We start from the raw sequence: 23,058 nt of genomic DNA, 5'->3' as shown, positions 1-23,058 counted from the left end.
GGCGCAAGGATTACTTGACTGCCGACACGTCCAGCTTGGCCTGGGTCTTGGACTTGATCTCGTCCACCGTCACGCCCGGCGCCGTTTCCAGCAGCTTGAGGCCGTTTTCGGTGACTTCCATCACGCCCAGGTCGGTGATGATCAGGTCGACCACGCCCACGCCCGTCAGCGGCAGGTTGCATTCGGACAGCAGCTTGATGTCCTCGGTGCCGTCCTTCTTCTTGGCCACGTGCTCCATCAGGACCACGACGCGGCCAACGCCCGCCACCAGGTCCATGGCGCCGCCCATGCCCTTGACCATCTTGCCCGGGATCATCCAGTTGGCCAGGTCGCCCTTTTCGGACACCTGCATGGCGCCAAGAATGGCCAGGTTGATCTTGCCGCCGCGGATCATCGCGAACGAATCCGCCGACGAGAAGATCGAGGAGCCGGGCAAGGTCGTGACCGTCTGCTTGCCTGCGTTGATGAGGTCGGCGTCGACTTCATCGTCGGTGGGGAACGGGCCGATGCCCAGCAGGCCGTTCTCGGATTGCAGCCACACTTCCATGCCCTTGGGCACGTGGTTGGCCACCAGGGTCGGCAGGCCGATGCCCAGGTTCACATAAAAGCCGTCTTGCAGCTCGCGCGCGGCGCGTGCCGCCATTTCATCGCGGGACCATGCCATGTCTGTTCTCCTTAGGCCGGGCGAGTGGTGCGTTGTTCGATGCGCTTTTCGGGCGTGGCATTCAGCACGATCCGATGCACATAGATGCCGGGCAGGTGGATCTGATCGGGATCCAGGCTGCCGGTATCAACGATTTCCTCGACTTCGACCACCGTGAACTTGCCCGCCATGGCGACGTTCGGATTGAAGTTGCGGGCGGTCTTGCGGAACACCAGGTTGCCGCTGCGGTCGGCGATGTGCGCCTTGACCAGCGACACGTCCGGCACCAGCGAACGCTCCATCACGTATTGTTGGCCGTCGAACTCGCGGATTTCCTTGCCGTCGGCCACGATGGTGCCCACGCCGGTGCGGGTGAAGAAGGCCGGGATGCCGGCGCCGCCGGCGCGCAGCTTCTCGGCCAGCGTGCCCTGGGGCGTGAACTCCAGCTCGAGTTCGCCCGACAAATACTGGCGCTCGAATTCCTTGTTTTCGCCCACGTAGGACGCAATCATCTTGCGGACCTGGCGCGTATTGAGCAGCTGGCCCAGGCCGAAGCCGTCGACGCCCGCGTTATTGCTGATGCAAGTGAGGTCCTTCACGCCCGAATCGCGCAGCGCGGCGATCAGTGCCTCGGGAATGCCGCAAAGGCCGAAACCGCCCACGGCAATCATCTGGCCGTCCTTGACGATGCCTGCCAGCGCCTCCTGGGCGCTTGCAAAAACCTTGTCCATCGCTCCAACTCCTAGTTAAGGTCGAACTTGAAGAGGGCGCGGCTGCCGGCGCCGGCCCAGCAACACCGTACGGAGTCCTGTGCGGCTGGCGCCTAGGGTGGCGCGCCCTTATTGCTTTTTTGATTTTGCGCTGATTTTACCGGCATGGCCGGCCAACGCACGCGCTATTTTGGCCGGCGCCGATTCAAGCCCCGGGCTTAAACATGGCGCCCAGTTTGACCAGCACCTCATGCGGCCACGGGGCGGACGCATTGGCCACATAGTCCATCCAGACTAGCACGTTGCGCGCGCGGGCATAAGGACCGCCTTCGTCGCCCGCCCTCTCCAGCAGCAATTCGAATTCCGCGCTGGAGCGGCCTATGCGCATGAGCTTGTGCGTCACGAGCACATTGGCCGGATAGGTCAACGGCCGCAGGAAATCGCAGGACGCATGCGCCAGGATGAGTCCCTGATCGGCGGGCAGCGCGAAACCCGCGCCATAGAGTATCTGTATCCGGGCCTCTTCCATGAGGCGGAAATACATCGCATTGTTCAGATGGTTCAGAGCGTCCGAGTCGCCCCACCGCAAAGGCAGTTCGACTTGATGGATATCTCCCACGGCCAGGATCCGCGCTGAGGTTTTGTCCGCGTTCACCAATTGCTCCTGATGGCTAAAAGAAATACGAAGGCAACCATGGCCTCCGCCTGCAATACAATCGCCGATAATACTTCCAGCCATATATGGAATACATACGGGGAGCTTTGCAATGTCTGAACGCGAGTCGATGGAATATGACGTGGTCGTGGTTGGCGGTGGACCCGCCGGCCTGGCCACAGCTATCCGTCTTAAGCAGTTGGCCGCTGAGAAGAATCAGGAAATCGGCGTCTGCGTACTTGAAAAGGGCGCGGAACTGGGTGCGCACATCCTGTCCGGCGCCGTCATGGACCCGCTGGCGCTGACCGAGCTCATCCCCGACTGGAAGGAAAAAGGCGCGCCGCTGAACGTGCCCGTCACGCATGACAAGTTCATGTTCCTGTCCGAAACCGGCGCGCGCACCACGCCCAACTGGCTGCTGCCGCCCTGTTTCCACAACGAAGGCAACTACATCGTCCGCCTGGGCGACGTGGTGAAGTGGATGGGCGAGCAGGCCGAGGCGCTGGGCGTGGACATCTTCCCGGGCTTCGCGGCCGTGGAAGTGCTGTACGACGAGAACGGCGCCGTCCGCGGCGTGGCCACCGGCGACATGGGCGTGGCCCGCGACGGCTCGCACACCGACCACTACCAGCCCGGCATGGAACTGCACGCCCGCTACACCGTGTTCGCCGAAGGCGCGCGCGGCCAGCTGGGCCGCCAGCTGATCGACCGCTACAAGCTGGACGACGGCCGCAATCCTCAGTCCTACGGCATCGGCATCAAGGAAATGTGGGAAGTCGATCCGGCCCAATCCAAGCCCGGCCTGGTGATCCACACCGCCGGCTGGCCGCTGGACGCCGACACCTACGGCGGTTCCTTCCTTTATCACCTGGACAACAACCTGGTGGCGGTGGGCATGATCGTGGGCCTGGACTACGCCAACCCCTGGCTGTCGCCGTTCGACGAATTCCAGCGCTACAAGACGCACCCCGCCATCCGCGGCACCTTCGAAGGCGGCAAGCGCATCGCCTACGGCGCGCGCGCCATCACCGCGGGCGGCCTGCTGGCCCTGCCCAAGCTGACCTTCCCGGGCGGCGTGCTGGTCGGCTGCGAGGCCGGCTTCCTCAATGCCTCGCGCATCAAGGGCAGCCACGCCGCCATCAAGTCCGGCAAGCTGGCCGCCGAAGCCGCGTTCGACGCGCTGCTCGCCGACCGCCGCCAGGACGAGCTGGCCGCCTACCCCGCGGCCTTCGAGGCTTCCTGGCTGCATGCGGAGCTGAACAAGGCGCGCAACTTCAAGCAGTGGTTCAAGAAGGGCCGCACCGTCGCCACCGTGATGACCGGCGTCGAACAGCTGCTGCTCAAGGGCAAGATGCCCTGGACCCTGCGCCACAACAAGCCCGACCATGCCTGTCTGCAGCCCGCATCGCAATGCGCGCGCATCGACTACCCCAAGCCCGACGGCAAGCTCACCTTCGACAAGCTCAGCTCGGTGTTCATCTCGAACACCAACCATGACGAGAACGAGCCCATCCACCTGACGCTCAAGGATCCCTCCATACCGGTGCAGGTCAACCTGGCCAAGTACGGCGGCCCGGAATCGCGCTACTGCCCGGCGGGCGTGTACGAATTCGTCAAGGACGACCACGGCGAGGACCGCCTGCAGATCAACGCGCAGAACTGCGTGCACTGCAAGACCTGCGACATCAAGGACCCGACCCAGAACATCGTCTGGGTGGCCCCGCAAGGCGGCGAAGGGCCCGTCTACAGCGGCATGTAAAGCTACCGGACGCCCGCGCCCGGCCACCACAGGCGCCCCGCGGGGCGCCTTTTTTTTCGACAGGCAGGACTATCCATGACTGAACGCGTACTCCTCATCGGCTGCGGCGACCTGGGTCAGCGCGCGGCCCGGCGCTTCCTCGCGCGCGGCGACGAAGTCTACGCGCTGCGCCGCAATCCGCCGGCCGGAACGGCGGACGGCATCCGCTGGCTGCGGGGCGACATTTCCCGCGCCGACGGACTGCCCACCCTGCCCGATGGCGTCACCCGGCTCATCCACCTGCCCGCGCCCGGCGCGCGCGAAGCCGCCGCCTATCGCGCGGTATTCGTCGATGGCCTGAAACACGTGCTGGACGCGCTGGACGCCACGCAGCTCAAGCGCATCGTGTTCGTCTCATCCAGCGCGGTCTACGGCGAACACGAGGGCGGCTGGGTCGACGAAGACACGCCGCCCGCGCCGCTGGGCAGCAATGGCCGCATCCTGCTCGAAGCCGAAGCCGCGTTGGCGGCCCGCGGCCTGCCCTCGACCGCCTTGCGGCTGGCAGGGCTGTATGGGCCCGGACGCATGCAACTGATCGAACGCCTGCGCCAAGGCGCGGCAGGCGCGCCGACCTCTCCCCAACACTGGGCCAACCGCATCCACATCGACGACGCGGCAGCGGCCGTGGTCCACCTGGCGCTGCTGCCCCACGCCGCGCCCGTCTACATAGGCTGCGACGATACGCCGCTGCCCTTGCACGAGCTCTACGCCGACCTCGCCAGGCTGATCGGCGCCCCCGCGCCGCGCGAGGCGGCGGCGCCGGCCAACGTCGGCAGCAAGAAGCTGAGCAACGCCCGCCTGCGCGCCAGCGGCTTCGCCCTGCAATGGCCGGACTCGCGGCTCGGCTATGCCGCGCTGCTGGCAGCGGCAGGCAACCCGGCCGTGCCGCAGGCATAGTTCGCCGCGCATCGAATCGTGACCGTCGAGGCTGGCGGATACTGGCGGCCGTATCCATTACCGGCCATCGCCATGCATCCTGCCCATCCCCTGCAGGCGGTCACTCACCCCGACCCCTACCCGTACTACGCCGCGCTGGCGCGCGAGCGGCCGCTGTATCGCGAGGCGGCGCTGGACCTGTGGGTGGCCAGCCATCCGGACACGATAGCGGCCATCATGCAACATCCGGCCGCGCGCGTGCGTCCGGCGGCGGAGCCCGTGCCCAAGGCACTGTGCCCAGGCCCGGCGGGCGAACTCTTTGGCCGCTTCGTGCGCATGAACGACAGCGCAACGCACACGCAGGTGAAGACCCTGCTGAGCGCCTACCTCCGCGAACAGACGGCGCAGGCCTGTATGCCCATGTGGCCGGATCCAGGCCCGCTGGACGCCGCGGCCGTCGACCGTTACCTGAGCGCCGCGCCGGTGCATGCGCAAGCCGCGTTCCTGGGCCTGCCGTCAGGCCTGTACGCGGATTGCGCCGCCGATATCGCGGCGTTCCTGTCCGCGCTGCCCGCCACCGCAGCGGCGGATCGCATTGAAGCGGGGCACGCCGCCGCGCAGCGTCTGCAGGCACGCCTGGGGTCGCATCTGCAGGCCCCAGACGCCGCGCCCGCCTTGCGCCGGCTGCGCGACGACGGCGCGCGGGCGGGAATAGAGCCGGCGCTGCTGGCCGCCAATCTGGCCGGCCTGCTGTTCCAATCCTGCGAGGCCGGCGCAGGCCTGCTGGGCAACGCCATCATCCTGGCCGGACGGCGCGGCCTGCGCGCGGACCTCACGGACGATGCGGCGCTGGCGCTGATGGATGACGTGGAACGCAGCGACCCGCCGCTGCACAACACGCGGCGCTTTTTCGCCGCCGGCATCGACGTCGGCGGTCTATACATCGAAGCCGGCCAGACCGTGCTGCTGGTGCTGGCCGCGGCCGCCACGGTGCAACCCGAGGCGCACTGGACTTTCGGCGCGTTCGGGCACGCCTGCCCCGGCCGCCTGCCGGCCCGCCAGCATGCGGCGGGCGCGCTCACGCGCCTGCTGCGCGCAGGCCTGGATGCCGCCGCGCTGGCGGCCCGTTTCCGTTACCGGCCGCTGCCCAACGCGCGCGTGCCGCAGTTTGATTTTTCCGAGGAGCAAGCGCCATGATCGCAGTGATATTCGAAGTCGAACCCGCCCACGGCGACCCCAATCCCTATCTGCACATCGCCGCCGGCCTCATCGACGAACTGAAGGCCGTGGACGGCTTCATCTCGGTCGAACGATTCCAGAGCCTGTCCGAGCCGGGCAAGCTGCTGTCGCTCTCGTTCTGGCGCGATGAAGCGGCGGTCCAGCGCTGGCGCACGCTGGAGTCGCACCGCCGGGCCCAGGAAGCCGGGCGCGGCGGCGTCTTCGCCAATTACCGCCTGCGCGTCGCGCAGGTGCTGCGCGACTATGGCATGAACCAGCGCGACGCGGCACCCGCCGACAGCCGCGAGCGGCACGGCTGAGGCCTGTGCCTCAGGCCCCGGCCGCGGCTGCCACCAGCGCCACCCGATGGGTGGCGCCGGATTCGAACACCGCCGTCATCGCGGGCAGGCCCGACGCGGATGAGGGATCGAAGTAATCGGCCTCGTCGCGCCCCGGGCCCGCCGGCAGGTCGCGCACTTCCACGCGAAAGCCCTCGGTCCGGTTGCCACGCAGTTCCGGCACTGCCTGCAACAGGCGGCGCGTGTAGGGATGCGTGGGCCGGTCGAACACTTCATCGCGCGTGCCTTCTTCGACGATATGGCCGCGCAGCATCACCACCACGCGGTCGGCGATCTGCTCGACCACGCCCAGGTCATGCGAAATCAGCAGGCAGGCAAAGCCATGCGAGCGCTGCAGCGACATCAGGGTCTCCAGCACCTGCTTCTGCACGGTGACGTCCAGCGCCGACACCGGCTCGTCCGCGATGATGACCTCGGGCCGCAGCACCAGCGCCCGCGCGATGGCCACGCGCTGGCGCTGGCCGCCAGAGAGTTCGTGCGCATAGCGCTCCGCGTAGCCCTCGCCCAGGCCCACGTCCCGCAGCGCCTCGGCCACGCGCTTGCGGCGGATTTCCGCCGTCATGCCAACTTCCAGCCGCAGGCCTTCCCCCACCAGGTCGCCGATGGTCATGCGCGGGTCCAGCGATGAATAGGGATCCTGGAACACCATCTGCACCCGCCGGCGCGCCGCCTGCCAAGACTGGCCCGAACCGCCCGCGGGCAAGGCCTGGCCATCCAGTTCAATCCGCCCCTGCGCCTGCGGCACCAGCCCCAGGATGGACATCATGACCGTGGTCTTGCCGCTGCCCGACTCGCCGACGATGGCCAACGTTTCCCCCGGCGCCACCGCGAACGTCGCGCGGTGCACGGCGCGCACCGCGCGTTTGCGGAACCAGCCCTCGCGGACCGAGTAGTCGATTGCCAATCCGTCCACCTGCAGAATGGGCGGCCCTTCGACGGCGGGACGGGCCGGACCGCGCTTGGGCAGCGCGTCCAGCAGGCTGAGCGTGTATGGATCCGCCGGCCGCGACAGGACCTCGGCCACTGGCCCGGTCTCGACCGCAAGACCGCGGCACATCACCAGCACGCGCTGCGTGTATGCGGCCACCAGGGCCAGGTTGTGGCTGATGAAGATCAGCGCAGTGCCCTGCTCGCGCGTCAGTTCGCACATCAGGTCCAACACTTCCTTCTGCACCACGCAGTCCAGCGCGGTGGTGGGTTCGTCCGCGATCAGGAGGCGCGGCTTGAGCAGCATCACGCCCGCCAGCAGAATGCGTTGGCGCATGCCGCCGGAGAATTCATGCGGGTAGCGCTTCATGCAATCCTGCGCGTCGCGCACACGCACCCGCTCCAGCATCCGGACCGCCTCGTCCCAGGCCTCGCGGCGCGCCATGCCACGGCGCAGCACCAGCGCCTCGATCAGTTGTTCGCCCACGCGGAATGCCGGGTTGAGCGACACCATCGGCTCCTGGAACACCATGCCGATGCCGGTGCCGCGCATCGCCAGCCAATCGCGCGGCGCCTGCCGCAGCAAGTCCTGGCCTTCGAACAGCGCCTGTCCGCCCGTGATGCGCGCCGAGTCGGGCAACAGGCCCAACAGGGTCTTGCCGATCAGCGTCTTGCCGCTGCCGGATTCACCGACGATGGACAGCGATTCGCCGGCGTGCAGATCGAACGACACCCGGTTCACCACAGGCGCGGCGTCGCGCTTGCCGGGAAAGCGGATCTCCAGGTCGCGCACCGACAGCAGGGGTTCTGCAGCGCTCATGCCATCACCCCCCGCATGCGCGGATCCAGCAGGTCGCGCACCGCGTCGCCCAGCAGATTGATGCCCAGCAGGCTCAACGAAATCATGGCACCCGGAAATACCGCCAGCCAGATGGCCTGGTCCATGGCGTTGCGGCTCTCGGACAGCATGCCGCCCCAGGTGGCCAGCGGCGGCGGCACGCCCAGGCCGAGAAAGCTCAGCGCGCTTTCCGCCAGCAGGGCGGAACCGAAGATCGAGGTCGCGAAGATGAGCAGCGGCGGCAGGCAGTTGGGCAGCACGTGGCGGAACACGGTCCACAGGCCGCCATGCCCGGTGGCGCGCGAGGCGATGACGAAATCACGCTGGCGCAGGGACAGCGCCGCGCCGCGCGCAATGCGCGACACCGACGGCGAATACGCCAGGCCCAGCGCCAGCACCACGCCCCATTTGGACGGTCCCAGCACAGTCATGATGCCCAGCGCGAGCAAGAGGCCGGGAAACGCCATCAGCGACTCCACCAGCACGGTGATGCCGCGATCGACCCAGCCGCCCGCGTAGCCGGCCGTGACGCCTATCGTCGTGCCCAGGAGCAGCGCCAGCAGCACGGAAAACACGCTGACCGCCACGCTGACCCCGGCGCCCGCCATCAGCCGCGACAGCACATCGCGGCCGAACTCGTCGGTGCCCAGCCAGTACTCCGCCGACGGCGGCGCAAAGCGCGCCAGCAGATCGCCTTCCAGCGGATCGTGCGGCGTGTACACCAGCCCGACCAGGGCCAGCAGCACGACGCCCCCGACCAGCGCGCCGCCCAGGACGGCATTGGTATGTTTAAAGCCCATGATGATCCTATTGAAGCTTCACGCGCGGGTCGAACAGCGGATACAGCAGATCCACCACCAGGTTGACCGCCACGTACAAAAGCGCGATGAACAGCAGGCAGCCCTGCACCACGGGGTAGTCCCGCGCATAGATGCTTTCCACCAGCAGCCGGCCGATGCCCGGCAGCGTGAACACGGTCTCGATCACCGCGGCGCCCGACAACAGATGGCCCAACATCAGGCCGATCACCGTCAGGGTGGGGCCGAACGAGTTGGGCAGCACATGGCGCAGCATGACGCGCTTTTCCGGCAGGCCCTTGGCGCGCGCATGCGCCACGTATTCCAGCCGCAGCGTCTCGATGGTGCTGGCGCGCATCATGCGCGTGATGGCGGCGATTTCCGTCAGCACGATGGCGCAGACCGGCAGCACCAGGTAGCGCGCCGCGCCCAGTCCGCCCTGGGCGATGGATTCGAAGCCGTACACCGGCAGCCAGTTCAGCTTCACCCCGAACAGCCAGATCAGCAGGATGCCGACCCAGAAGCTGGGCATGGACACGAACAGGATCGAGGTCGACACGATGGCGGTGTCGGCGCGGCGGTTCTGGCGCCACGCGGCCACCATGCCGGCGGGCACCGCCACCAGGCAGGCCAGCAGCGTGGCGGTCAGCACCACCTGGGCCGTCACCGCGAAATGCGTCAGCACCAGGTGCATCACGGGTTCGCGCCGCGCGATGGACATGCCCAGGTCGCCCTGCAGCGCGTTGCCCACCCAGATCAGGAACTGCTCGCCAACGGGACGGTCCAGCCCCAGCGCGTGGCGCATTTCGGCCAGCAGCGCCGGGTTGTCGATATCGCCCAGCATCAGCGAGGCCGGATCCCCGGGGATCGCGCGTATCAGCGCGAACACGAGCACCGTGACGACGATCACGGTGGGCACCGACGCCGCGATGCGCTTGAGTAGATAGCCCAGCACGGTGCCTCAGTTCTTGGTCACGTTGAAGAAACGCGGCTTGCGCAGCGGCCAGCCGGTAAAGCCCTCCAGCTTGCTGGAGACGACCACATAGCCGGGCTTGTTGTAGTACATCAGCAGCGGCGCGTCGCGCAGCATCAGGGCATGCAGCTTGTCGAAGGCCTGCTTGCGCACGGCGGGATCGGACTCGGCTTCTATGCCCTCCAGGATGGCCGCGGCCTCCGGACTTTCCCACTGGGCCATGGGCGTCTTGGACTTGTCGCCAATCACGTCGCGGAACATCAGCGCGGGCTCGGTGCGCGCCGAATAGGCGAATGCCATCAGCTCGAACTTGCCTTCGCGGAAGTTGGTCACCTGGGTGCCCCATTCCAGCATGTCCAGCTCGGCCTTGATGCCGGCCTTGCCCAACAGCTGCTGCGTCACCACCGCGACGCGGTACAGATAGGGATAGCGCTTGTTGGCCTGCAGCTTCAGGGGTTCGCCGCGATAGCCGGCGGCGTCCAGCAGGCGCTTGACCTCCTTCAGGTTCTTTTCGTAGCCGGCGCGGTCGGTTTCGGAGTAATAGACGCTGGCCGCGGGCACCAGGGACGGGTTATAGGCCGCGTGGCCGTTGTTCAAAGCCTTGGCAATGCCGGGAAAATCCAGCGCCAGCGCGATGGCGCGGCGCATGTTCACGTCCGACAGCAGCGGCGCGCGCGTCTGCATCAGCAGGTTGACCGTGTCCAGACCCTGCTCGGTGACGATGTTCCAGCGCGGGTCCTTGGCCGGCAGATTGTCCTCGTCCGCGTTGTAGGCGTCGACCTGGCCCGCCATGAGCGCCGCCTTCTGCGCGGCCGCATCCGGAATCACCACAAAGCGCACGTTGGCCTGTGCCGTTTTCTTGCCGGCCATGCCGCTGGGCGCTTCCTCGCGCGGCTTGTAGCCGGCGTACGGCGTCAGCAGCAGGTATTGTTCCTTTTTCCATTCCGCCAGCACGTAGGGCCCGGTGCCGATGGGCTTGGCCCACTTGCCCTCGGCGTCGACGCTCTTGGCGCTCAACACCGGCATCGGGCACTGCACGCTGGCCATCTGGTCCAGGAACAGCGCGTAGGGCTGCTCCAGCCTGAACACCACGGTAGCGGGATCGGGCGTCTCCACCGCCACGACCTTGGCGCCCTTGCTGCCGTCATAGAGGTTCTTGCAGGAATACTCGGACTGGGCGCCGTTGAGGTAGTCGTAGGTCCATTTGACGTCGGCCGAGGTCATGGGCGTGCCGTCATGGAAGGTGACGCCCTGGCGCAGCTTGAAGGTATAGGCGCGCTTGTCGTCGGACAGCGTCCAGCTGTCGGCCAGCATGGGGGCCACGCTCATGTCGGCGCGCAGCGCCACCAGGGACTCCACCACGTGCGCCAGCACATTGTCGGTGGAAGTGTTGCGGGACCGCCCGCCAGGCAGCGTGGTCGGCGTGCCCGAACCTTCGGCGTAGCGGATTTCGGGCGCGGCGGCCTGCGCCCGCACGGCGGTGGGCAGGCCGGCCGCGGCGGCGGCCAGCGCGGCGGATAACAGCAGCGCGTTCTTGGCGCGCGTAGCATGCGAATTCATAGGGATCACTCCAGGCGCGGCGCTCGCCGCATATGGGTCTGGGGGCCGGCTCAGAAGAGCCGGTACTCCGCGAAGTTGCGTCCTTCGTAGGGCTTGCGCGCGATCCACATCACGCCGCTGGCCGGCTCCATCAAGGTGGTGGCCACCGTGGCCGAGATGCTGTCGAAGCTGGCCGGCTTGGGCGAACGCAGCACGCCGTCGGGCGCGGCGAAGTCGTCGGCCAGGATGCGTTTGACCGTGTCCCAGTCGATGCCGCCGGCGGCGCGCGCCAGCATGTCCTGCACGCGGCGCTGGCGGTAGATCGAATCCGGATTGGCTGCCAGGCCTTTGTCGAACAGCTTGGCGCGCGCGGGCGGGCTGATCCAGTGGTTGGCGTGCACCAGCAGGCCGTCTTCGGGCGTGATCCAGAAGATTTCGTCGGGCGAGCATTCCAGATCGACCGCCTCGCCCTGCGCCTGCGCCAGCATCAGGTTGTTGGAGCAGAAGCGCCGCGAGGCCCACAGCACCTTCATGGCGTTGCAGATATTGGAGGCTTCCAGCATCTTGCGCCGCACCAGCACCAGCGGCACCTCGGCCGGGCGCTGATAGTCGTGCTCGCAGGACAGGAAGTTGCCGGACAGGGAAACGCCCGCGCTGTTGAAGCCGTGGCGCGCCAGGCTGCCCGCCTCGGTGAACACCAGCAGGTCGGGACCGTCTTCGCGGCGCATGCGCAGCACGATGCCGGTGTCCACGCATTCCTCGCGCCAGTCCCAGTTATGGGCATGCATGAGCTTGCCGCCGGCGGCGGCCTCGGGCAGCACGACCAGGCCGGTGCAGCCATCGTCCAGCCCCTTGCGGGCGCGGCCCAGCTCGGCATGGCCGAACATCATTTCGGTGCGGCAGTTGATGACCACCACGTCCTCCAGCGCCTGGCCCGATCCGTCGGCGATGCCGCGCAGCTCTTCCAGGTAGGCCGCGTCATAGTCGCCCACCACCGGCACCATGGCGGCGGCCAGTTCCTTCAAGCGGTCCGCGGCGACGCCGCGCCGCTCCAGCTGCCCGCGGTAGAGGGCCACGCTGCGCGCCACGCGCTCGGGGACGGCGGCGCCATGCTGGCGGCCCCGCTCGTATGGGCTGCCCTGTACATCGACCAGGGGGAAGGGAGTGGGCAAAGTCACGGCTCAAGGCTCCGGAGCAAGGTTCAAGACGGACAAATTTTGTACTAATATATGAAAAAGTTCAATACAAGGGTTTCCCCGGAGCCATCACCGCGAACGCCGCGCGCGTAGCTCTCCGGTACCATTCCGACTCTGCCGCCCTTCGCGCCCATCCCCCATGTCCAACGCCGCTCCCGCCCGCCCCACTCCGCTGCAAGTCGACCTGGCGCGCCATATCGCGGAAGACATCGTGGCCCGGCGCCATGCGCCCGGCGACCACCTCTCGGAGGAAACGCTGGCGGCGAGCTACGAGGTCTCGCGCACGCCCGTGCGCGGCGCGCTCAAGCTGCTGGCCGCGCAGGGCCTCATCACGCACCGCCCCAATAGCGGCTACACGGTGGCGGCGCACGCGGCGGCCGCGCCTCCCGCCATCGAGGGCGCAGGCCCCACCCAGGATGAGCTGTACCGGCGCCTGATCGATGACCGCGCCTCGCGCGAGCTGCCGGAAACCTTTACCGAGCGCGACCTGCAGCAGCGCTATCCGGCACCGCGCAGCGTGCTGGCCAAGACCCTGCTGCAGCTTTCCGCGGACGGCCTGATCGAAAAGCGCAAGGGCCATGGCTGGCAGTTCGCGCCGTCGCTGGAAAACCGCGAAGCGCTCAACGAGAGCTACCGTTTCCGCATGACCATCGAATGCGCGGGCCTGCTGGAGCCCACCTTCCGCCTGGACCGGGAAGCGCTGGCGCGCATGCGCGCCGCGCATGAAGCGCTGGCGGCGCGCAGCGACGCCGACATCTCGGCCACCGAGTTCTTCAATCTCAACGCCTCGTTCCACGAGATGCTGGCCCGCTTCTCGGGCAACCGCTACATCCTGCAGGCGGTGCAGCAGCAGAACCAGTTGCGCCGGCTGGAAGAGCACGCCGCGTTCTACCGCGACGCGCGCTTCATCAACTCCAGCAGCGAACACCTGCAGATCATCGACGCGCTCGAGGCCGGCGACCAGGAATGGGCTTCGCAGCTCATGCGGCGCCACTTGAAGACCTCGCTGCAAGTGTCTTAACCGGCCCTCTCCATCTTCATTCGTCCGCCAGCCCGCCATAGCGGGTCTCCGGCACGCGTGACGCTCGCGCTGCGGATTGCCTTCTGGTCTTCTTGTATTGTATTTATCAATTGATTAATACAAAATAGAAACCCCGAATCTCCACATGCCGGAAGCCCCATGTCATCGTCAGCGCCTAATCCCACCCCCGCCATCAACGCCGAAGCCTATTGGATGCCCTTCACCGCGAACCGCCGCTACAAGCGCGCGCCCGTGCTGTTCAGCGCCGCCGAAGGCATGCACTACATCCGGCCGGATGGACGCCGCGTACTGGACGGCATTGCGGGCCTGTGGTGCGTGAACGCCGGACACCGCCGCCCGGAAATCGTCGAGGCCATCGCCCGCACCGCCCATGAGCTGGATTACGCGCCGTCGTTCCAGATGAGCCACCCACTGGCCTTCGAGCTGGCCGAGTCCTTGCGCCAGGAAGCGCCCGCCGGGTTCTCCAATGTGTTCTTCTCGAATTCCGGATCCGAAGCGGTGGATACCGCGCTGAAGATCGCGCTGGGCTATCACCGCGCGCGCGGACAGGGCCAGCGGGTGCGCCTGATCGGACGCGAACGCTCGTACCACGGGGTGGGGTTCGGCGGCCTGTCGGTGTCGGGCATCGCCGGCCACCGCAAGCCGTTCGGCAATCTGCTGCCCTACGTGGACCATTTGCCGCACACCTATGACCGCAGCCAGATGGCCTACACGCGCGGCCAGCCGGACTGGGGCGCCCACCTGGCCGATACGCTGGAGCGCATCGTCGCGCTGCACGACGCCTCCACCATCGCGGCCGTCATCGTGGAACCCGTGGCGGGTTCGACCGGGGTGCTGGTGCCGCCCAAGGGCTATCTGCAGAAACTGCGGCAGATCTGCGATGCGCACGGCATTCTGTTGATCTTCGACGAAGTGATCTGCGCCTTCGGCCGCATCGACGGCGCGTTCGCCTCATCGCACTTCGGCGTCACGCCCGACATCATCACCAGCGCCAAGGGGCTGACCAACGGCGCCATCCCCATGGGCGCCACGCTGGTGCAGCAGCATGTCTACGATGCCTTCATGCAGGGGCCGGACAGCGCCATCGAGCTGTCGCACGGCTACACCTATTCCGGCCATCCCGTGGCCTGCGCCGCCGGCCTCGCGACCCTGGACATCTGCCGCCGCGAAGGCCTGTTCCAGCGCAGCCGCGAGCTCTGGCGCTACTGGGAGGACGCCGCCCACAGCCTGAAGGGATTGCCGCACGTGGTGGACATCCGCAACATCGGCCTCCTGGCCGCCATCGAACTCGAACCGCTGGAAGGCAAGCCCGGCCAGCGCGCGTACGCCGTGCACCAGGCCTGCCTGGAACGCGGCTGCCTGATCCGTTCGGCGGGCGACACCATGCTGCTGTCGCCCCCGCTCATCATCGAGCGCGCGCAGATCGACGAATTGTTCTCGGTCTTGTCGGACGTGCTGCGCGCGGACGCCTGAGCGCCCGCCCTGCTTATGCCAGGTGCCGGGCCACCGCCTGGACCACCTGCCGCACGTCCGCGGCGGACACGTCCAGGTGCGTGACCAGGCGGGTCGGGCCGCCATACACGGCCCGCATCTGAACGCCGTCGGCAGCCAGCTTGGCGGTGAGTTCCTCGCAGCGCGCGGGCTCGAATTCCGCGAACACCATGTTGGTGTCCTGGCTCAATACCTTTACGCCCGGAATGGCGCGCAGCCCCTCCGCCAGCAGTCGGGCGTTCTCGTGGTCTTGCGTCAGGCGTTCCACGTTGTGCTCCAGCGCATACAGGCAAGCCGCGGCCAGCACGCCAGCCTGGCGCAAACCGCCGCCCAGCACCTTGCGCCAGCGGCGGGCGCGGGCGATGAGTTCGACGCTGCCTACCAGCACCGACCCCACGGGCGCGCCCAGGCCCTTGGAAAAACAGATGGACACCGTATCGAAAGGCGCGCACAGGTCCGCCACCGGCTTGCCGCTGGCGACCGCCGCATTGAACACGCGGGCGCCGTCCAGATGCGTCGCCAGGCCATGCTGGCGCGCCCAGGCCGTCGCGGCCTGCACGTAGCTGGCCGGAATCAGCTTTCCGTGGACAGTGTTCTCCAGCGCCAGCAGCCGGGTACGGGCGAAATGCGCATCGCCCTCGGGCTTGAGCGCCGCGGCCAACTTGTCCAGCGGCAAGGTGCCATCGGCCGCATGTTCTATGGGCTGCGGCTGGATGCTGCCCAGCACGGCCGCCCCGCCCCCTTCATACTTGTAGGTGTGCGCGAGCTGGCCCACCAGGTACTCGTCGCCCCGCTCGCAATGGGCCATCAGCGCCCCCAGGTTGCTTTGCGTGCCTGACGGGAAGAACAGGCCGGCCGCCTTGCCCGTGCGCTCGGCAACCGCCTCCTGCAGGCGGATCACGGTCGGGTCATCGCCCATCACGTCATCGCCCAGGGGCGCGGATACCATGGCCTGCAGCATGGCTGCGGATGGCCGGGTGACGGTGTCGCTACGCAGATCGATCATGGAATGTCCCAGGATAGGAAAAGGAATTCAGAAAGCGTTTATTCGGCGCGCGCCGCCGGCGCCGCGCGGCTCACGACCCAGATGCCGGCCAGGATCAGCACCATGCCGCCCAGCTCGGCCGCGGTAGGCTGCTCGGACAGCAGCGCCCAGGCGAACAGCATCGCCACGACCGGCACGCCCAGGCTGGACAGGCCCGCGATAGACGCTGGCACCAGGCGCACCACCAGCAGCCAAAGCAGCCAGCCCGCGGCCGTCGCGATCAGCACGATGTAGGTCATGCCGGCCCATAGCTGCCAGCCCCACTGGGCGGGCATCTGCGGCACAAGAAAAGCGACCGGCGTCATGACCAGGCCGCCCAGCAGCATCTGCCAGGCCGTGAAAGTCATCACATCGGGCGCATGGCGTTCGAACATGCGCTTGGACAGCACGGTGCCCACGCCCCAGCACAGGCCGCTGCCCAACCCCAGCAGCACGGGACGGATATCGCCCAGGCCGTTCCAGGGTTCGACGAAGCACACCAGGCCAATGGCGGCCAGCCCGATACCCAGTCCATGGCGCGCGGTGGGGCGGTCGCCCAGCAGCCACCATGCGAACAGGATCACCCAGAACGGCATCGTGTACGCCATGAGCGAGACCTTGCCCACTCCGCCCGACACCAGCGCGGTCTGCACAAAGCCCTGGAATCCGGCCGTCTGCGTCAGGCCGATCAACAAGGTCAGCTTCCAGGGCGGCATCGCCAGCGGCCGCCGCAGCGCGATGACCAGCGCGAACAGCACCAGGCCGCCCGAGACGTAGCGCAGCGCCACGAAGTCGAAGGGGCCGATGTAGGGAACGATCAGTTTCATCGCGATCCAGCTGCCCGCCCAGACCAGGATGGTGCTGAACATCAGGGCTAGCCCTGCACGATCGAAACTGCTGCGGCTCACTGGCACGGCTCCGTAGGGGAAATCCTGGACGCGAAAAAGCAAATACGCCCGTACCGGCGGTTCCGATACGGGCGTATGACATTATGCGCCTGCCTTGCCGCCTCCGGCGGCCGCAGGCGGGCCGTTCCCGTCCATCAAGTGGACGGGAACGATCACAGGGACTTGGCCAACTGGTCCAGGATGGCCGGGTTCTCCAGCGTGGAAACATCCTGCGTGATTTCCTCGCCCTTGGCGACCACGCGCAACAGGCGGCGCATGATCTTGCCCGAGCGCGTCTTGGGCAGGTTGTCGCCGAAGCGGATGTCCTTGGGCTTGGCGATGGGGCCGATCTCCTTGGCCACCCAGTCGCGCAGCACCTTGGCGATGGCTTGCGCCTCGTCGCCTTCCGGACGCGAACGCTTGAGCACCACGAAGGCCACCACGGCTTCGCCCGTCGTGTCGTCCGGGCGGCCCACCACGGCGGCTTCCGCCACCAGCTCGTGCGCCACCAGCGCGGATTCGACTTCCATCGTGCCCAGGCGGTGGCCGGACACGTTCAGCACGTCGTCGATGCGGCCCATGATCCAGAAATAGCCGTCCGCATCGCGCTGCGCGCCGTCGCCTGCCAGGTAGTAGCCGCGCAGTTCCGAGGGGAAGTAGCTCTTCTTGAAACGTTCCGGGTCGCCCCAGATGTTGCGGATCATGGCCGGCCACGGACGCTTGATGACCAGGAAGCCGCCATTGCCTTGCTCCACATCGCCACCCGTCTCGTCGACGATGGCCGCGGCGATGCCCGGCAGCGGCAAGGTGCAGGAACCCGGCTTGGTCGGCGTGGCGCCCGGCAGCGGCGTGATCATGTGGCCGCCGGTCTCGGTCTGCCACCAGGTGTCCACGATGGGGCAGCGCTCGCGGCCGATGTTCTTGTGATACCACATCCAGGCTTCGGGATTGATGGGTTCGCCCACCGTGCCGATGATGCGCAGGCTGTCCAGGTCGTAGTTCTGCGGATGCGCTTCGGGCGCGGCCTCGGCGGCCTTGATCAGCGAGCGGATCGCGGTGGGCGCGGTGTAGAACGTGGTGACCTTGTGGCGCGCGATCATGTCCCAGAAGCGGCCGGCGTTGGGATAGGTCGGCACGCCTTCGAACACCACCTGCGTCAGGCCCGCCGCCAGCGGGCCGTAAGTGATGTAGGTGTGGCCGGTAACCCAACCCACGTCGGCCGTGCACCAGTACACGTCGTCCTTGCGGGCGTCGAAGGTCCACTTCACGGTCAAGAGCGCCCACAGCAGATAGCCTGCCGAGGAATGCTGCACGCCCTTGGGCTTGCCGGTGGAGCCGGAGGTATAGAGGATGAAGAGCGGATGCTCGGCGTTGACCGGCACGGGCTCGCAGGTGTCGGGCTGACCGGCCTCGACGTCATGCATCCAGAGGTCGCGGCCTTCGTTCCATTGCACCTTGCCGCCGGTGCGGCGGTACACGATGACCTTGGTCACGGCCTCGCAGCCGCCCATGGTGAAGGCTTCCTCGACCGCGGGCTTGAGCGGTATGGTCTTGCCGCCGCGCACCTGCTCGTCGGCGGTGATGACCAGCGACGCACCCACGTCCATGATGCGCTCCTGCAGGCTCTTGGCCGAGAAGCCGCCGAACACCACCGAGTGCGTCACGCCCAGGCGCGCGCAGGCCTGCATGGCCACCACGGCTTCGATCGACATGGGCATGTAGATGATGGCGCGGTCGCCCTTCTTGTAGCCCAGCGCCTTCATGCCATTGGCGAAGCGGCAGACGCGCGCCAGCAATTCGCGGTAGCTGACCTTGTTGACCTTGCCGTCGTCGCTTTCAAAGATGATGGCGGTCTTGTCAGCGTTGCCGTTGGTCAGGTGCACGTCCAGACAGTTGGCCGACACGTTCAGTTCGCCATCGCCGAACCAGCGGTAGAACGGCGCGTCCGATTCGTCCAGGACCTGCGTGAACGGCTTGGTCCATTGCAGGTTGTCGCGCGCCTGCCCGGCCCAGAATCCGTCGAAATCGTTCTCGACCTGCGCGCACAGCGCGTTGTAGGCCTCCATGCTGGGAATCGCGGCGCCTTCCGCAGCGCGCTCGGGCGGCGGGAACACCCGGGTTTCCACCAGTACGGACTCAATAGCGTTCGACATGATCTTTGTCTCCAATCGGTAATTCTGTTTGTTTGTGCCGCTTGTTCATTACCCAACCGCAACCGTATCGCCACGCTCTTACGGGCACCTTACGCAAAATGCGGGCCGGAGCCCGCGGCGCAAGGCCGGCGCGGGGTAATCAAGGCGTGCCGCCGCGCTCTCGACGCGGCGGCACCGGACAGTCCATAAGGATAGCAGCCTGCGCGACCCGCACGCCTCAGGCGGCGCGCCGTTCCAGCCCGCGCTTCACGTCCACGCGCGACAAAAGGATGAGGCCGCCCACGAAGAACAGGCCGGTGACCAGGATCGCCAGCCGGTGGTTGCCGTGCGTGGCCCAGGTCACCAGGCCGTAGGTCAGCGGACCGATCACCGCGGCCAACTGCACCGCGAAGGTCCACAGCGAATAGAACTCGGCCAGACGGCCGGCGGGAGCCAGGGCGCCGGTCATGGCGCGGCCGGCGCTCTGCGTGGTGCCCATGCACAACCCGGCCAAGGTGGCGGCGACCCAGAACACGGGCGCGGTCACGGCGGCGTAGGCCACCAGCACCATCAGGATCCAGCCGCACAGCGTCAGGGCCAGCGCCGGCTTGTGGCCAATGCGGTCCTGCACGTAGCCGAACGAAAACGCGCCGGCCGCCGCGCCGATGTTCACGGTGAACACCAGCAGCATGATCTGCGGCGTGGTAAAGCCCATGACCTCCGAGGCATAGACCGCCGCCAGCGTGATTACCACCGAAATCCCCGCCTGGTAGCAGGCGATGCACATGAGCAGGCGGCGGAACTCCGGAAAATGCTGGCCGGTTTCGCGCCAGGCATAGGCCAGGCGCTTGAGCATGTGCAGCGCTTCCTGCTTGCCGGCCTGCGGCTTCGCGCGTTCGCGCAGCAGGAAGAAGGATGGCAGCGCCGCCAGCGCGAACACCGCGCAGGTGACCACGATCACCCACGGCACGAAATGCTCGGCGGTTTCACCGCGCCCCTCGGCCAGCGTCACGACCACCAGCGACAGGCCCAGCGTGAGCATGCCGCCGCAATAGCCGAAGCTCCAGCCCCAGCCCGAAACCCGCCCCAGCGCGGAGGGCCGCGCGAGTTCCGGCAGGAAGGCCGCGACCACGGACTCGCCGACGCAATAGCAGTAGTTGGAAACGACGATGGCGGCCAGCGCCAGCCAGACGTCCCCAGGCCCAGCCTGCGTCAGCACCAGCGTGGCGGCCACGCAGCCCACCGTGCTCGTAAAGAGCAAGCGGCGCTTGCTGGCGCGCGCATCGGCGCGGGCGCCCAGCGTGGGCATGGTCAGCATGATGAGCAGGTAGGACAGCGACAGCGCCGCGGTCCAGGCCAGCGTGGCCCACGGGGCGCGCCCGCCGACCACACCGACGAAATAAGTGCTGAACACCGCCGTGAGGATCACGGTGGTGTAGCCGGAATTGGCGAAGTCGTACATGGCCCAGGCCCAGACCTCGCGTTTGGCCACACCGGGATTCAGGGGGCCGTCGCCCCCTGGCCCGGCGTTCTGCGCGGACGCGCCGGCCGGCGCATCCGACGGCTCGCCGTGGCTCATAGGCCCAGGGCGGCGATGCCAGCTTGAGCGATCAGCACGTCTTCGCTCGACTTCACGCCCGACACGCCGACCGCGCCGACCACGTGGCCATCGGCCACGACCGGCACGCCGCCTTCCAGCAGGCCGTCGATCAAGGGGGCCGACAGGAACGAGTAGCGGCCGTTGTTGATCATTTCCTCGTAGACGCGCGATTCGCGGCGGCCGAGCGCCGCGGTCTTGGCCTTGGCCGGCGCGATGTGCGCCGAAATCGGAGCCGCGCCGTCCAGGCGCAGCATGCCCAGCAGATGGCCGCCATCATCGACCACGGAGATCGTGACGGCCCACTTGTTCTGCAGGGCGTGTGCTTCGGCCGCAGCCAAAATCTTCTTGACGTCTTCGGCGCTCAGCACGGGCTTGGTATTCATTGCAGCGACTCCTTTATTTGTTCCAGGGCGGTGGGATCTTCTATGGTGGTCAGATCGCCGGGATCGCGTCCTTCGCATACCGCGACGATCGCGCGGCGCAGGACCTTGCCGGAACGGGTCTTGGGCAATGCGCCCACGAACCGGATCCTGGCGGGCCTCGCCACCGCTCCCAGCTGCTCTTCCACCAGCCGCATGATATCGCCTTCCAGGCGCTTTGCCCCTTCTTCAGTCTCGGCCCCGGCGGGATTCTTGAGCACGGCGAACGCCATCGCGACCTGGCCCTTGAGCGAGTCCGCCACGCCCACCACCGCGCACTCGGCAATCGCGTTGTGGCTGTTGACGGATTCCTCGATCTCGCGCGTACCCAGCCGGTGGCCCGCCACGTTGATCACATCGTCCGTGCGGCCCAGGATGAACCAGTAGCCGTCGGCGTCCACCAGCCCCCAATCGAAGGTCGAATACACCTGGCGGCCGGGAATGGACGTGAAGTAGGTCTGCACGAAACGCTCATCGTCGCCCCAGATGGTGGACATGGCGCCCGGCGGCAGCGGCGGCACGATGGCCACCACGCCTTTCTGGTCGGGGCCCAGGTCCTCGCCGGTGGACTCGCTGACGATGCGCGCGTCAAAACCGTACACCGGGAACGACGGGCTGCCGAAGCGCGTCGGGACTTTTTCCACGCCAGGCTGGGCCGACAGGATCGGCCAGCCCGATTCCGTCTGCCAGTAATTGTCGATGATGGGCTTGCCCAGGCCCCCTGAAATCCATTGCGCGGTCGGCTCGTCCAGCGGTTCGCCCGCCAGGTAGACCGCGCGCAACGAGGACAGGTCGTGGCGCTTGAGCAGCTCCGGATCCTGGCGCTTGAGCACGCGCACCGCCGTCGGCGCCGAGAACAGGGTGTTCACGCCGAACTGCTCCACCAGCTTCCACAGGATGGCGCCGTCCGGACGCACCGGCGTGCCTTCATACAGCACCGTCGCCTGCCCGCCGATCAGGGCGGCCGTAGATGATGTAGGAGTGGCCGACCACCCAGCCGATGTCGCTGGTGCAGAAGAAGGTATCGCCAGCGCGGCCGTCGAACAGGTATTCCATGGACGAGGCCAGCGCCACGGCGTAGCCGCCGGTATCGCGCTGCACGCCCTTGGGCTTGCCGGTGGTGCCGGAGGTATAGAGGATGTAGCTGGGCTCCGAGGACTCCAACCATTCCACAGGCACTCGCGCGCCCAGATGCCGCTGGCGCAGGGTCGCGTAATCCAGGTCGCGTCCTGCGACGGGTTCGAACGGCGCCAGGCCGCGGTCGAACACCACCACCGAGGCCGGCGGCGTCTTGGCCAGCGCCAGTGCGCGGTCCAGCAGGGGCTTGTAGGGCACGACCTTGCCGCCGCGCGAACCGCCGTCGGTGCAGACCACCACCTTGGGCGCCGCGTCGTCGATGCGCTGGGCCAGGTTGACCGAGGCGAAGCCGCCAAACACCACCGAGTGCACCGCGCCGATCCGCGCGCACGCCAGCATGGTGAACACGGCTTCCGGCACCATGGGCATGTACAGCAGCACCCGGTCGCCGCGCCCCACCCCCAGCTCCTTGAGCATGGCCGCGGCGGCGTTGACCTCTTCGTACATTTCCTGGCGCGTGTAGACACGCTCCCGGTCGACCTCGGTGGACACCCAGATCAGGGCCGGCGCGTCGGCCTGGGTCGGCAGCCAGCGGTCGACGGCGTTGTAACAGAGATTGGTGCGCCCGCCCGTGAACCACTTGGCGAACGGCGGCCGGGAGAAGTCCAGCACGGACTCGAAAGGCGTCTCCCAGTGGATGCGGCCGGCCTCTTCCCGCCAGAAAGCGTCGCGGTCGTGTATCGAGCGGTAATGGAAATCCCGGGTTTTTTGCATTTATGTCTCCTGTTATCTTTCTTAGGCCTTAAGGCTGATTGATTTCTTCTCCGATCCTTCGGCCATTCTGGTAGGCAAACCTT

19 protein-coding genes and 1 pseudogene are annotated in these 23,058 nt (G+C 67.3%); 6 read left to right on the top strand and 14 right to left on the bottom strand.

All coding sequences use genetic code 11. From position 1 onward, the window contains the following. Positions 1 to 10: 10 nt before the first annotated feature. The 3 genes from ACM1PE_RS03770 to ACM1PE_RS03760 form a co-directional block, all read right to left on the bottom strand. Positions 11 to 664 (bottom strand): CoA transferase subunit B, encoded by a 654-nt coding sequence (locus ACM1PE_RS03770; RefSeq protein WP_054450695.1) that lies wholly within the window; start codon positions 662 to 664, stop codon positions 11 to 13. 11 nt (positions 665 to 675) lie between these two features. Beyond that, complete coding sequence (locus ACM1PE_RS03765) at positions 676 to 1,374, bottom strand: CoA transferase subunit A (RefSeq protein WP_025137174.1); 699 nt, start codon at positions 1,372 to 1,374, stop codon at positions 676 to 678. 184 nt (positions 1,375 to 1,558) lie between these two features. After that, a complete protein-coding gene (locus ACM1PE_RS03760) occupies positions 1,559 to 2,008 on the bottom strand; it encodes an acyl-CoA thioesterase (protein ID WP_059374708.1) in 450 nt (149 codons plus the stop codon). 112 nt (positions 2,009 to 2,120) lie between these two features. Here ACM1PE_RS03760 and ACM1PE_RS03755 point away from each other — a divergent pair, with 112 nt between their 5' ends. The 4 genes from ACM1PE_RS03755 to ACM1PE_RS03740 all read left to right on the top strand — a co-directional run bounded on the left by ACM1PE_RS03755 (position 2,121) and on the right by ACM1PE_RS03740 (position 6,220). Next, positions 2,121 to 3,767 (top strand): electron transfer flavoprotein-ubiquinone oxidoreductase, encoded by a 1,647-nt coding sequence (locus ACM1PE_RS03755; protein WP_165867786.1) that lies wholly within the window; start codon positions 2,121 to 2,123, stop codon positions 3,765 to 3,767. A gap of 75 nt (positions 3,768 to 3,842) precedes the next feature. Beyond that, positions 3,843 to 4,703 carry an NAD-dependent epimerase/dehydratase family protein gene (locus ACM1PE_RS03750; RefSeq protein WP_419342565.1) on the top strand — a complete coding sequence of 287 codons (861 nt, stop codon included), beginning with the start codon at positions 3,843 to 3,845 and terminating at the stop codon, positions 4,701 to 4,703. Between the two features lie 72 nt (positions 4,704 to 4,775). Further along, positions 4,776 to 5,879 carry a cytochrome gene (locus ACM1PE_RS03745; RefSeq protein ID WP_419342564.1) on the top strand — a complete coding sequence of 368 codons (1,104 nt, stop codon included), beginning with the start codon at positions 4,776 to 4,778 and terminating at the stop codon, positions 5,877 to 5,879. Continuing rightward, on the top strand, positions 5,876 to 6,220 hold the full coding sequence (locus tag ACM1PE_RS03740) for an antibiotic biosynthesis monooxygenase family protein (protein WP_059374714.1): 345 nt from the start codon (positions 5,876 to 5,878) through the stop codon (positions 6,218 to 6,220). The genes ACM1PE_RS03745 and ACM1PE_RS03740 overlap by 4 nt, the downstream gene beginning before the upstream one ends. A 10-nt stretch (positions 6,221 to 6,230) precedes the next feature. On the opposite strand, the gene ACM1PE_RS03735 is transcribed toward ACM1PE_RS03740, so the two are convergent. Genes ACM1PE_RS03735 through ACM1PE_RS03715 form a run of 5 tightly spaced genes read right to left on the bottom strand, consistent with a single transcriptional unit; the run spans position 6,231 to position 12,511 of the window. Next, positions 6,231 to 8,006, bottom strand: a complete 1,776-nt coding sequence (locus ACM1PE_RS03735; RefSeq protein WP_419342563.1) for an ABC transporter ATP-binding protein — start codon at positions 8,004 to 8,006, stop codon at positions 6,231 to 6,233. After that, positions 8,003 to 8,824 (bottom strand): ABC transporter permease, encoded by an 822-nt coding sequence (locus ACM1PE_RS03730; protein WP_059374719.1) that lies wholly within the window; start codon positions 8,822 to 8,824, stop codon positions 8,003 to 8,005. The genes ACM1PE_RS03735 and ACM1PE_RS03730 overlap by 4 nt, the downstream gene beginning before the upstream one ends. A 7-nt stretch (positions 8,825 to 8,831) precedes the next feature. After that, the gene (locus tag ACM1PE_RS03725) at positions 8,832 to 9,776 is read right to left on the bottom strand and encodes an ABC transporter permease (RefSeq protein ID WP_013392266.1); all 945 of its coding nucleotides are present in this window, start codon (positions 9,774 to 9,776) and stop codon (positions 8,832 to 8,834) included. A gap of 6 nt (positions 9,777 to 9,782) precedes the next feature. Then, on the bottom strand, positions 9,783 to 11,354 hold the full coding sequence (locus ACM1PE_RS03720) for an ABC transporter substrate-binding protein (protein ID WP_419342562.1): 1,572 nt from the start codon (positions 11,352 to 11,354) through the stop codon (positions 9,783 to 9,785). A gap of 50 nt (positions 11,355 to 11,404) precedes the next feature. Beyond that, a complete protein-coding gene (locus ACM1PE_RS03715) occupies positions 11,405 to 12,511 on the bottom strand; it encodes a C45 family autoproteolytic acyltransferase/hydolase (protein WP_059374723.1) in 1,107 nt (368 codons plus the stop codon). Positions 12,512 to 12,668: 157 nt separating this feature from the next. On the opposite strand from ACM1PE_RS03715, the gene ACM1PE_RS03710 reads away from it, so the two are divergent. Both ACM1PE_RS03710 and ACM1PE_RS03705 read left to right on the top strand, forming a co-directional pair. Continuing rightward, positions 12,669 to 13,550: a GntR family transcriptional regulator gene (locus tag ACM1PE_RS03710; RefSeq protein WP_419342561.1), complete on the top strand. Its 882-nt coding sequence runs from the start codon at positions 12,669 to 12,671 to the stop codon at positions 13,548 to 13,550. A gap of 159 nt (positions 13,551 to 13,709) precedes the next feature. After that, positions 13,710 to 15,044: an aspartate aminotransferase family protein gene (locus ACM1PE_RS03705; RefSeq protein ID WP_059374726.1), complete on the top strand. Its 1,335-nt coding sequence runs from the start codon at positions 13,710 to 13,712 to the stop codon at positions 15,042 to 15,044. A gap of 13 nt (positions 15,045 to 15,057) precedes the next feature. Here the strand turns inward: ACM1PE_RS03705 and ltaE are convergent, their stop codons facing one another. The 6 genes and pseudogenes from ltaE to ACM1PE_RS03675 form a co-directional block, all read right to left on the bottom strand. Next, a complete protein-coding gene (gene ltaE, locus ACM1PE_RS03700; protein ID WP_419342560.1) occupies positions 15,058 to 16,068 on the bottom strand; it encodes a low-specificity L-threonine aldolase in 1,011 nt (336 codons plus the stop codon). A gap of 38 nt (positions 16,069 to 16,106) precedes the next feature. Next, positions 16,107 to 16,994: a DMT family transporter gene (locus tag ACM1PE_RS03695; RefSeq protein WP_118931830.1), complete on the bottom strand. Its 888-nt coding sequence runs from the start codon at positions 16,992 to 16,994 to the stop codon at positions 16,107 to 16,109. 152 nt (positions 16,995 to 17,146) lie between these two features. Next, positions 17,147 to 19,126: an acetate--CoA ligase gene (acs, locus tag ACM1PE_RS03690; protein WP_059374732.1), complete on the bottom strand. Its 1,980-nt coding sequence runs from the start codon at positions 19,124 to 19,126 to the stop codon at positions 17,147 to 17,149. A gap of 217 nt (positions 19,127 to 19,343) precedes the next feature. Beyond that, a complete protein-coding gene (locus ACM1PE_RS03685; RefSeq protein ID WP_059374734.1) occupies positions 19,344 to 20,684 on the bottom strand; it encodes an MFS transporter in 1,341 nt (446 codons plus the stop codon). Further along, positions 20,681 to 21,088, bottom strand: a complete 408-nt coding sequence (locus tag ACM1PE_RS03680) for a GlcG/HbpS family heme-binding protein (protein ID WP_042792413.1) — start codon at positions 21,086 to 21,088, stop codon at positions 20,681 to 20,683. The genes ACM1PE_RS03685 and ACM1PE_RS03680 overlap by 4 nt, the downstream gene beginning before the upstream one ends. After that, positions 21,085 to 22,975: pseudogene (locus ACM1PE_RS03675) on the bottom strand (propionate--CoA ligase). Before ACM1PE_RS03675 ends, ACM1PE_RS03680 begins: the two are co-directional and overlap by 4 nt. Positions 22,976 to 23,058 lie beyond the last annotated feature (83 nt).

Source organism: Achromobacter sp. PD1, assembly GCF_048541815.1.
Taxonomy (GTDB): Bacteria; Pseudomonadota; Gammaproteobacteria; order Burkholderiales; family Burkholderiaceae_B; genus Achromobacter; species Achromobacter bronchisepticus_A.
This window is presented reverse-complemented; position numbering and strand designations above follow the sequence as displayed.

Excerpts from the sequence above, each read along its gene's own strand:
- ACM1PE_RS03770 (WP_054450695.1), bottom strand. The coding sequence starts at position 664 with ATGGCATGGTCCCGCGATGAAATGGCGGCACGCGCCGCGCGCGAGCTG.
- ACM1PE_RS03765 (WP_025137174.1), bottom strand. The coding sequence starts at position 1,374 with ATGGACAAGGTTTTTGCAAGCGCCCAGGAGGCGCTGGCAGGCATCGTC.
- ACM1PE_RS03755 (WP_165867786.1), top strand. The coding sequence starts at position 2,121 with ATGTCTGAACGCGAGTCGATGGAATATGACGTGGTCGTGGTTGGCGGT.
- ACM1PE_RS03750 (WP_419342565.1), top strand. The coding sequence starts at position 3,843 with ATGACTGAACGCGTACTCCTCATCGGCTGCGGCGACCTGGGTCAGCGC.
- ACM1PE_RS03745 (WP_419342564.1), top strand. The coding sequence starts at position 4,776 with ATGCATCCTGCCCATCCCCTGCAGGCGGTCACTCACCCCGACCCCTAC.
- ACM1PE_RS03740 (WP_059374714.1), top strand. The coding sequence starts at position 5,876 with ATGATCGCAGTGATATTCGAAGTCGAACCCGCCCACGGCGACCCCAAT.
- ACM1PE_RS03735 (WP_419342563.1), bottom strand. The coding sequence starts at position 8,006 with ATGAGCGCTGCAGAACCCCTGCTGTCGGTGCGCGACCTGGAGATCCGC.
- ACM1PE_RS03730 (WP_059374719.1), bottom strand. The coding sequence starts at position 8,824 with ATGGGCTTTAAACATACCAATGCCGTCCTGGGCGGCGCGCTGGTCGGG.
- ACM1PE_RS03720 (WP_419342562.1), bottom strand. The coding sequence starts at position 11,354 with ATGAATTCGCATGCTACGCGCGCCAAGAACGCGCTGCTGTTATCCGCC.
- ACM1PE_RS03710 (WP_419342561.1), top strand. The coding sequence starts at position 12,669 with ATGTCCAACGCCGCTCCCGCCCGCCCCACTCCGCTGCAAGTCGACCTG.
- ACM1PE_RS03705 (WP_059374726.1), top strand. The coding sequence starts at position 13,710 with ATGTCATCGTCAGCGCCTAATCCCACCCCCGCCATCAACGCCGAAGCC.
- ltaE (WP_419342560.1), bottom strand. The coding sequence starts at position 16,068 with ATGATCGATCTGCGTAGCGACACCGTCACCCGGCCATCCGCAGCCATG.
- acs (WP_059374732.1), bottom strand. The coding sequence starts at position 19,126 with ATGTCGAACGCTATTGAGTCCGTACTGGTGGAAACCCGGGTGTTCCCG.
- ACM1PE_RS03685 (WP_059374734.1), bottom strand. The coding sequence starts at position 20,684 with ATGAGCCACGGCGAGCCGTCGGATGCGCCGGCCGGCGCGTCCGCGCAG.
- ACM1PE_RS03680 (WP_042792413.1), bottom strand. The coding sequence starts at position 21,088 with ATGAATACCAAGCCCGTGCTGAGCGCCGAAGACGTCAAGAAGATTTTG.